At 66.2% G+C, this 8,726-nt stretch carries 9 protein-coding genes and 2 tRNA genes; 2 read left to right on the top strand and 9 right to left on the bottom strand.

The features are described from left to right. From VF794_RS41625 to VF794_RS41585, 9 genes are all read right to left on the bottom strand, one after another. Positions 1 to 1,809 (bottom strand): fatty acyl-AMP ligase (locus VF794_RS41625; RefSeq protein ID WP_331119608.1); only part of this gene is annotated, 1,809 nt, incomplete at its 3' end. 148 nt (positions 1,810 to 1,957) lie between these two features. After that, the gene (locus VF794_RS41620) at positions 1,958 to 3,337 is read right to left on the bottom strand and encodes a cytochrome P450 (protein WP_331119606.1); all 1,380 of its coding nucleotides are present in this window, start codon (positions 3,335 to 3,337) and stop codon (positions 1,958 to 1,960) included. A gap of 131 nt (positions 3,338 to 3,468) precedes the next feature. Continuing rightward, positions 3,469 to 3,555 (bottom strand) — tRNA-Sec (locus tag VF794_RS41615). A gap of 117 nt (positions 3,556 to 3,672) precedes the next feature. After that, positions 3,673 to 3,966, bottom strand: a complete 294-nt coding sequence (locus VF794_RS41610) for a hypothetical protein (protein ID WP_331119604.1) — start codon at positions 3,964 to 3,966, stop codon at positions 3,673 to 3,675. After that, positions 3,963 to 4,346 (bottom strand): DUF3969 family protein, encoded by a 384-nt coding sequence (locus tag VF794_RS41605; RefSeq protein WP_331119602.1) that lies wholly within the window; start codon positions 4,344 to 4,346, stop codon positions 3,963 to 3,965. Before VF794_RS41605 ends, VF794_RS41610 begins: the two co-directional genes overlap by 4 nt. After that, positions 4,339 to 4,566 carry a hypothetical protein gene (locus tag VF794_RS41600; RefSeq protein WP_331119600.1) on the bottom strand — a complete coding sequence of 76 codons (228 nt, stop codon included), beginning with the start codon at positions 4,564 to 4,566 and terminating at the stop codon, positions 4,339 to 4,341. The genes VF794_RS41605 and VF794_RS41600 overlap by 8 nt, the downstream gene beginning before the upstream one ends. Before the next feature lie 282 nt (positions 4,567 to 4,848). Further along, a complete protein-coding gene (locus VF794_RS41595; protein WP_331119598.1) occupies positions 4,849 to 6,126 on the bottom strand; it encodes a hypothetical protein in 1,278 nt (425 codons plus the stop codon). Positions 6,127 to 6,334: 208 nt separating this feature from the next. Further along, positions 6,335 to 6,430, bottom strand: a tRNA-Sec gene (locus tag VF794_RS41590). Between the two features lie 46 nt (positions 6,431 to 6,476). Next, entirely contained in the window at positions 6,477 to 7,550 is a 1,074-nt protein-coding gene (locus VF794_RS41585) for a metallopeptidase family protein (RefSeq protein ID WP_331119596.1), read from the bottom strand. 90 nt (positions 7,551 to 7,640) lie between these two features. Here VF794_RS41585 and VF794_RS41580 point away from each other — a divergent pair, with 90 nt between their 5' ends. Then, positions 7,641 to 7,997 (top strand): response regulator, encoded by a 357-nt coding sequence (locus VF794_RS41580; RefSeq protein WP_331119594.1) that lies wholly within the window; start codon positions 7,641 to 7,643, stop codon positions 7,995 to 7,997. 156 nt (positions 7,998 to 8,153) lie between these two features. Next, positions 8,154 to 8,726 (top strand): TCP-1/cpn60 chaperonin family protein (locus VF794_RS41575; RefSeq protein WP_331119592.1); only part of this gene is annotated, 573 nt, incomplete at its 3' end.

Here is an 8,726-nt window from a genome sequence, read left to right as displayed (position 1 = left end):
CTCGCGCGTGGACAGGTCCTCCTGCGGGGGGGGCGCCGCGGGGGTCTCGGGCGTGCTCGTGGTGGCCTCCGAGAGACGCCAGGCGTGCACCACCTGGAGCGAGCCCTCGAGGAAACCCGTGCGGCAGGCGCGGCGCTGAATCTTGCCGCTGGAGGTCTTGAAGATGCTGCCCGGCTCGATCAGCACCAGGGCATGCAGCTGCACCTCGTGCAGCTCGGCCACGCGCTGGCGCACGGTAGCCACGACGGACTCGATGGGATCGCGCAGCTTGCGCAGGTCCACTTCCTGGACGAGGACGAGCCGCTCCTCACCGCCTTCGTCGACGGCGAACGCCGCCACGCACCCGGGACGCAGGGCCGGGTGGCTCTTCTCCACCGTCAGCTCGATGTCCTGGGGGTAGTGGTTCCTGCCGCGGATGATGATGAGATCCTTGAGGCGGCCGGTGACGAAGAGCTCGCCGTCCTGGAACACGCCGAGGTCGCCGGTGCGCAGGAAGGGACCCTGGCCGTCCGCGGTGTGCGCGAGGAATGTCTGGGTGCTCTCCTCGGGACGGCGCCAGTAGCCCTGGGCCACGCTGGGGCCCGAGAGCCAGATCTCCCCCACGCTGCCCTCGGGGCAGCGAGCACGAGAGGTGGGCTCGACGACCAGGATGTCATGGCCGGGCAGGGACCGGCCGCAGCTCACCATCAGGTACGAGGGCTCGCCTTCCTGGGCCGGGGCCACCTGGTTGCGCTCGAGCGTCGCGGCATCCATGGAGCGCTGCAGGGGCACGCGTCCCTGGGGGCCGCCGGAGGCGATGAGCGTTCCCTCGGCGAGGCCGTAGCAGGGATAGATGGCCTCGCGCCGGAATCCGTAGGGGCCGAACGCCTCGACGAAGCGGTCGAGCGTGTCCACGCGGATGGGCTCCGCGCCGGTGAAGGCGACCTCCCACCGGCTGAGATCCAGCGTGCTGCGCTCCTCGGGGGAGATCCTGCGCACGCACAGGTCGAAGGCGAAGTTGGGGCCACCGCTGATGGTGCCGCCGAAGCGGGAGATGGCTTCCAGCCACCGGAAGGGCGTCTTGAGGAAGCTCAGCGGGGACAGCAGGGCGGTGTGCATGCCCTTGAAGAGGGGCTCGAGGATGCCGCCGATGAGCCCCATGTCGTGATAGGGCGGCAGCCAGATGACGCCCACGCTGTCCGCACGGGCCTGGAAGGCGTGGGAGATCAGCTCCAGGTTGTGGAGCAGGTTGGAGTGGCTGAGCATCACGCCCTTGGGCGTGCCCGTGGAGCCCGAGGTGTACTGGAGGAAGGCGAGGGTGCCGGACTCCACGACGGGACGGCGCCAGGCGTCCTCGGTGCCGGGGGCGAGCTCATCGGTGGCGAGCCAGTGCAGGGCGCGCAGGTGGGGCGCCTGCTCGAAGAGGAACTCGCCCATGGAGGCGATGAAGGAGGTGGTGAGGACCACCTTGGCCTGGGCGTCGTCGATGATGGCCTGCAGGCGGGGCAGGGTGCGGCCGAGCCGGGTGGGGTCCGGCGGATAGGCGGGGACGGCGATGAGGCCGGCGTAGAGGCAGCCGAAGAACCCGGTGACGTAGTCCAATCCGGGAGGGTAGAGGAGCATGACGCGCTCGCCCGGAGCGGCCACCTGCAGGAGCGCGACGGCGATGCGGCGGGCGCGCTGCTCCAGCCCCGCGAAGGTGAGCGAGGCCTCCTCGGCGCCGGAGTCCTCCAGGAAGGTGTAGAGGCGCTGATCCGGAGTCTCGGAGGCGCGCTGGGTGAGCAGATCCAGAAGGGTGGAGCGGTGAGGAGCGCGGCCCGGGGGGTTCATGGTTGCCTCAAGCGAAGATTCTGAGAGCCCAGACAGAACGGAACTCTCGGATTAAATTTTTAAAAATCGAATACTTTCCGTCAATCCACGAGCAGGGGCCTTGTGCCCTCGGGGAAACCGAGGAAAGGGCCGCACTCTGGAGCGGGGCTCAAACCCCGGCGACGCGCCGCGTCGTCACCGCGAGTGGATCCGGGTGGGCGATGACCCGCAGGCCATTGGCTGGCCTGAGGGTGACACCCGCCTCGGGCTCGACGCGGAACCCCGGCTCCAGCTCGAGCCGGTAGCGTTGGAGCACCGTGGCCATGACGACCAACGCGTGGAGCTCCGCCAGGCTGTCGCCGATACACAGCCGCTGGCCGCCGCCGAAGGGGAAATAAGCGTAGCGCGGCTGGCTGCCCTTGCGCTCCGGGGCGAAGCGCTCCGGGTCGAACCGCTCGGGGTCCTCCCAATAGGTGGGGTGCCGGTGCATGACGTATTGGGAGAAGACCACGGTGCACTTCGCCGGAATGGTGTAGCCGCCGATCTGATCCTCTTCCTTCGCGAGGCGCCCCATCACCCAGGCCGGAGGGTACAGGCGCAACGCCTCCGCGAAGACCTGGCTGGTGTACTGCAACTGGGGGAGCGTCTGGGCCGTGGGCGGGGCGTCGCCGAGCACCGTGGCCAGCTCCTCCCGCACCTTCCGCTGCACCTCGGGGTGCCGATCGAGCAGGTACCACACCCACGTCATGGCACTCACGGTGGCCTCGTGGCCAGCGACGAGCAGCGTCATCGCCTCGTCCCTCAGCTGCTTGTCCGTCATCGGCTCGCCCTGAGTGTCCCGCGCCGCGACCATCGCGGAGAGCTGATCCTGATGCTCTCCAGGAGTCCGCATCCGCTGCCGGACGAGCTCGTACACCGCGTTTTCGAGGATCTCGATGGACTTCTTGTAGCGGCGCCGGCCCGGGCGAGGCAGGGGGAGGACGGTCCAGATGGAGATCTTCCGCCGCCCGAAGGCCATCACGAACTCGAAGGCGTCACGCACGGTGGGGGACAGCTCGGTGATGTCGAGCGAGAACACGCTCTGGCTCACGATGGAGCGCAGCACCCAAGTCATCTCCTGCTCCACGTCGAAGGGCTTCGCGGAGCGGGCCTGGGCCTCCAGGCGGGTGAGCATCGAGCGGGTCCCCTCCACGGCTTTCTCCACCATGGGCGCGAGCCGAGCACGGTGGAAGGCCGGCTGCATCATCCGCCGCTGGCGCTTCCAGAAATCCCCTTGGCTGCTGAAGAGGCCATTGCCCAGCAGCTTCCCACCCTGGAACGGCTTGACGTAGTTCTGCGGGTTGTTCACCAGGACGTGCTTCACGTAGTCCGGGTGGTTGAGCAGGATGATCGTGCCCCCCGGTCCCATCCCGTAATGGACGATGTCGCCGTACCGCTCGCAGCCACGCGCGAAGATTCCGAGCGGATCCCGGAGCTGCTCCAGAGCGTTACCAAGGAACCAGATGCCCTTGGGTCCGGGAGGAAGGGGGGCCGAGATCGAAGGAGGCATTAGGGGGGGCGGAGTGTTTCTCGGTGGATAGAAGTCCGAAGCATATCGGATCCTCCACGCCGGGCCAGTCTGGCAGTAAACATCCGCTAGGCGTGCCAGTGTGGATAGGGGGCGTCCAGGCACGCTCTCGGTAGGACAGAGGAATCGAACCTCCCGGGGACATGTCTCCATGCCCCCCACCGGTTTTGAAGCCCCGCCGCCCGGATCGATGGGGTCCTCGTGGGGGCGGCTTCCCTCCGGAGAGGGGTCGGCGGTGCGTCCGTGGAGGTCCACCCGCGTCCGGCACTCTTGGGTACGATTTGGGTACGCAGCGGCTGCATGTGCCCTTGGTTCCTTCAGGAGACGAGCTTCGTGCCGATGAAGCGCAGGAGCGACGAGAGCCAGACCAGGGCGTAGGCGATGGGAGGGCGTTGGCCGGACGCGATCTTCGCCACCTCGTTCCAGTCATCGGACAACTGCCCCACCGTCAGCTCGGACTCGGGAGGAGGGGAGTACACTGAGTACAGGTGCTTCTCCGGGATGCTCCAGTAGAAGTCCTCGGTGAGATCGATCTCCGTTCGGCCTGTCCGCTCCAGGTGATCGAACAGGGCATCTGCCGCCCTTCGCAGGTCGGAAAGCTGGATCCTCACGGGGACCTCACCAGCCACTTCTCGCCAGCAAGACCGGCTGGAGCGAGATCCGTCAGGGCCTTCAGGAGTTCGGCTTCGACATCCGCGATCGCGCTGGCCAGTTTGTCCGGGATGAGGTCGGCCACATCTTCAAGCTCGGTGGCCATGTGGATTGCATGACGAAGTGAAGGGCAAGCATTCATCTGGTTGAGCCGCGTTAGCAGGGCCGGCCCAAAGAGTCGATGGCAGGCTGTGTCCGGGCTGATCGCGCCGGTGGCCAAGGCGCGACACATGCCGAGGGCGGTCACGGCGACGAGTCGCTGCACTTCATCCCCTCCCTTTGCACGGAGCCACAAGATCTCCTGAGAACCGGAACCATCAGGCAGGTGGTGCTCACTCATCAGGGCGTCCCAGAGTCAGAGCGACTTGACCGTGCCTTGCCTGCTGTACTGCGCGCATCCAATCGTCCCAGACACCGGGGTCCGCAGGCGTACCGTCTTCGAGCAGCGACATGCTGCCCAAAAAACCGCCCAGGTCGTCCGAGCCTGTCATGTCGTAGAGCATTTTAAGGTAGGCGTACATCGCCGCGTATGCTTCCTTGATCGTGATCTTGTCATCCATGCGATGCCTCGACATCAGTTTCCGAACTCGGCATCGAATGCGGCGATTGCTTCCTCAATGGAAGCGTACGGTCTTGATCGTTCTTCAGGCGCCACCTCGCAGAATAGTTCCCAGAGCTGTCGCTCATGGTGCTGCATGTGTTCCTGGCTTGCCGGCAACGAGATCCTGTCGGCGCTTTGGACGACAAAACCTTGCCCTGGAATCAGTTCGAAGCATCGATAGATCACGGCCTCTTTGTCGCTGAGCCGTCGGCACACATTGAGCAACTTGTACAGTGTTGGGCTATTCATCTCTTGGCACCCACCTACCACTCTGGATTCGCGATTGAGTATTTGCTCGTGGATTCCTGAACTGCGTGACGACCCGGCCATCCTTGCTCGTGATCACGACCCTATCGCCAGATACGTGCACGATGTTTCCCGTTTCGGTATCGGTGAATTTGCGTCCCTCCTGAATGACTCGATTCGCATCCCCTACCTGTCGATGTGTATCACCACTGCGTGCCTCATCGGCCCTCTGCTGGCCGTGATGGGTCCTTCTACCAGCGCCATGACCATTGTCCTCGCCATCCCAGGCCGACATGGCAACAGCACCAGGAGCAAGGGTGATGGTGACGGTCTCGGCACTCACGGCGACCGTCTTCACTTCCCCCACCGCCGCGAGACGGATACCCACCTGCGTCTCCGCCTGCACGGCCGCCTGCATCGAGCCGGGCAGCTTCGGCACCTTCGCGGCCAGCCCTGGCGCCGTGTTGCCAATGGCCGCCATGGCCAGCATGGCGAATGCTCGCGCCGCGTTCCGGCCCATGAGCTTGCCGTACCGCTCCCCTGCTGCGCGCAGTTCGTTGAACGTGGTGGCCCGGTCCGCCTCGCCCATCAGCCGCTTGAAGCCCACGACGAGACCCCAGAAGGTATCGACGCCCACATAGGAGATGATCGTGGCGGTCATCACGGCCGCGAGGCCCTTGGAGATCGTCACGTCGGGAATGGAGACGAGGATCATGTACGTGGTCCAGGTCCAGAGGACCGCCGCCACCATGGCGTGGGGGTCGGCCATGTCCTTGAACGCCTCCAGCATCTCGTCCAGCACGGCGCCCTTGGCCAGGGCCATGGCGAGCGCGAAACGGCCATCCCCGTTGACGGTGGGGCCTTCCGTCAGCAGGCGGAGACAGTCCCCGGGCCTGCCGGTGCGCTCGCACCAACGCAGGTAGTCGCGCGTCAACTCCACCTCCGGTGTTGTGGACTGCCCCTCCAGGTGCTCTCCCGGCTTGAGCGGAGTGATTCGATGGCTGGGGGTCTCGTACGAGTACAAACCGCTCCGCGCTGCCATCTCGAACAGCCGCCGGGCGGCTTCCTGGGGCCGAGTGGGGGGCCGAACATCCCGAGCCAGTTCCGACACGGCCTCCTCGAACTCGCCGTTGCCCAGAGTCACCGGCTTGGCGCCGGAACGAGGGGTGAAGACGAGGGTGTCGGTCTGGCCCGTGTCCAGGCGCACGACCCGGGAGGCGGTGCCACACCCGACGAGGAGAACCAGCATTACGGCCGTGCAGCACAGCTTCATGGGGATTCCTCCTGGCCACCCCTCTATGGGTAGCCAGTCCGGAAGAATACCCAATGGGTACGACAACCCCCGGAGCGGGGATCACGGGAAGGTCACTCGGCCCAGAGTGACAAGCCGGCCCCCGTTCTCGTCCCACAACTTGAGGGTGAAGGTGCCCCGCGCCTCCTGCGTCAGCAGCTCCGTCTCCACCATCAGAGGAGGAAAGGGTCGGTAGGACAGAGGAATCGAACCTCCCAGGGACATGTCTCCATGCCCCCCACCGGTTTTGAAGACCGGGCCGGCCACCAGGTCCGGAGGTCCTACCACTCGCGATTACTGCCGCTCCGCGCGCCCCACGTCAACGTCGCGTTTCAGTCCAGCCCGCGCTGCCACAGGTCATCCTCGTCGAGCCCCATCAGGTGACCCACCTCGTGCATCACGGTGATCCCGATCTGCTCGATGAGCTCCTCGCGCGTTTTCGCGAAGCGCTCCAGGTTCTTCTGGTACAGCACGATCGACGCCGGGTACGGATCGAACCCCCCCATGATGCTGTTCCGCTCGCCCACCGGCGAGCCCCGGAACACCCCCAGGATGCACGGCGAGAGCGGCGGTGCCTCCCCCAGCAGATCCTCGTCCTTGGGAATCTCCTCCACCGCGATCGTCACGTTGTCCAGGTACTCCTTCACGTGTCCGGGCAGTGCCTTCACCGCGTCCTCCACCGCCTTGTCGAAGGCCTCCTCGCCCAACTCCACCGGTGGGGGGAACTCCTCGGGCGCCAGCGCCTGCGCCTTCGCGAACCGCTTGCGCGCCTCCTTCGCCTCGCCCCGCCGCTCCGCCAACAGCCCCAGGTAGTGGTGCGACCACGGCTCGTCCGCCGTGTCCCGCAGCACCTCCTCGAATGCCACCTGGGCCTCCGGGAACCGGCACAGCTCGAACAGGGCAATCGCCCGCTCCAGCCTCGCCTCCACCGACTTCGGCACGTGCCCCAGCGCCGCCTCCAGGCTCACCAGGGCCTTCGCACACTCGCCCACCTGGTTGAGCCCCGTGCCCTCCAACAGGAGGAACTCGAAGACGAGCTCCACGTCCCCCGCCCGCTGGGCCTGCTTCTTCCCCCGGGTGCACAGGGAAAGCCCTTCCTCCACCGCCTCGCGGTCGTCTCCCACCCGGCACACCAGGCACTCGGCCGCCCCGAGCAGCAGTTCCAGGTCCTCCGGGGCCGCCTTCAGGGCCCGCCCGTAAGCCTCGAGGGCTTCTTCCACCTGCCCCAGTTCCGTCAGGGCCGCGGCCCTCCAATGCAATGCCTCGGGGAACTCAGGGACCTCGGCCAGGAGCGCCTCCGCTCCGGCCAGTGCCTCCTCGAACGCTCCCTCTTCAAATGCCGCCGCCACCCCGTCGAGCCGTACCTCAACGTCCGACGGCGCCCTCTTCGACGTCCGCTTCCCCATGCGCGGCCACATACGAACCCCTTCCGCGCGTTGTCAACGTGCGGGGTGACTGTTACGTTGCGCGGCCCCTGTCTCCGTGCGTAAGGGTCCGTGAACATTCTGGTCGTGGATGATGACGTCGAGCTGTGCACGCTGCTCTCTCGGTTCCTCGAGAAGCACGGGTACACCGTCTTTTCCGCGGCCGACGCCTTGCAAGCCCTGGACATCCTCGAGCGGCACACCGTGGGTCTCGTCATCAGCGACTACCGGATGCCCCACATGGACGGCATCCAGTTCACCGAGATGCTCAAGGCGGACCCCAGGCACCAGACCACCTCCGTCATCCTCATGACGGGCAACGCCGACGGCAACGTGCACGACAAGGGGCTGCGCAAGGGCGTGGCCTTCACGCTTGAGAAGCCCCTGGACTTCAATCAGCTTCTCAACCTCGTGCGCTTCGCCGAGTAGTCCGCCGGCCTCCCTGGCCGTCCGCTCTCCCACAGGCCCGGCGTTCCGTGTTGACAACCCGGGGCTGGCTCTTATTTTGGCGCTCGCCTGGGTCGAGTGCCAACCCCAGCACCCCGACTCGCGTAGCACATTCCCAAGTCTTTTCAGGAGGTTACGATGCCAGCCAAGGAGATTTTCTTCCACCAGTCCGCCCGCGAGGCCATTTTGCGCGGCGTGCGCATCCTCTCGGATGCGGTGGCGGTGACCCTGGGCCCCAAGGGCCGCAACGTGGTCATCGAGAAGTCGTTCGGCTCGCCCACGGTGACCAAGGACGGCGTGACGGTCGCCAAGGAGATCGATCTCGAGAACCGGTTCGAGAACATGGGCGCCCAGATGGTGAAGGAGGTCGCGTCCAAGACCTCGGACAAGGCCGGTGACGGCACCACCACGGCCACCGTGCTGGCCCGGGCCATCTATGAGGAGGGCCTGAAGCTGGTGGCCGCCGGCCACAGCCCCATGGACCTCAAGCGCGGCATCGACAAGGCCGTGGAGACCGTGGTGGCCGAGCTCAAGACGCTCTCCAAGCCCACCGCGGACAAGAAGGCCATCGCCCAGGTGGGCACCATCTCCGCCAACGGCGACGAGACGATCGGCCACATCATCGCCGACGCCATGGAGAAGGTGGGCAAGGAGGGCGTCATCACGGTCGAGGAGGGCAAGGGCCTGGAGACGACGCTGGACGTGGTCGAG

The organism is Archangium sp., from assembly GCF_036389735.1.
GTDB lineage: Bacteria > Myxococcota > Myxococcia > Myxococcales > Myxococcaceae > Archangium.
The sequence above is the reverse complement of the archived record's forward strand: the minus strand, read 5'-3'. Positions and strand labels throughout refer to the sequence as shown.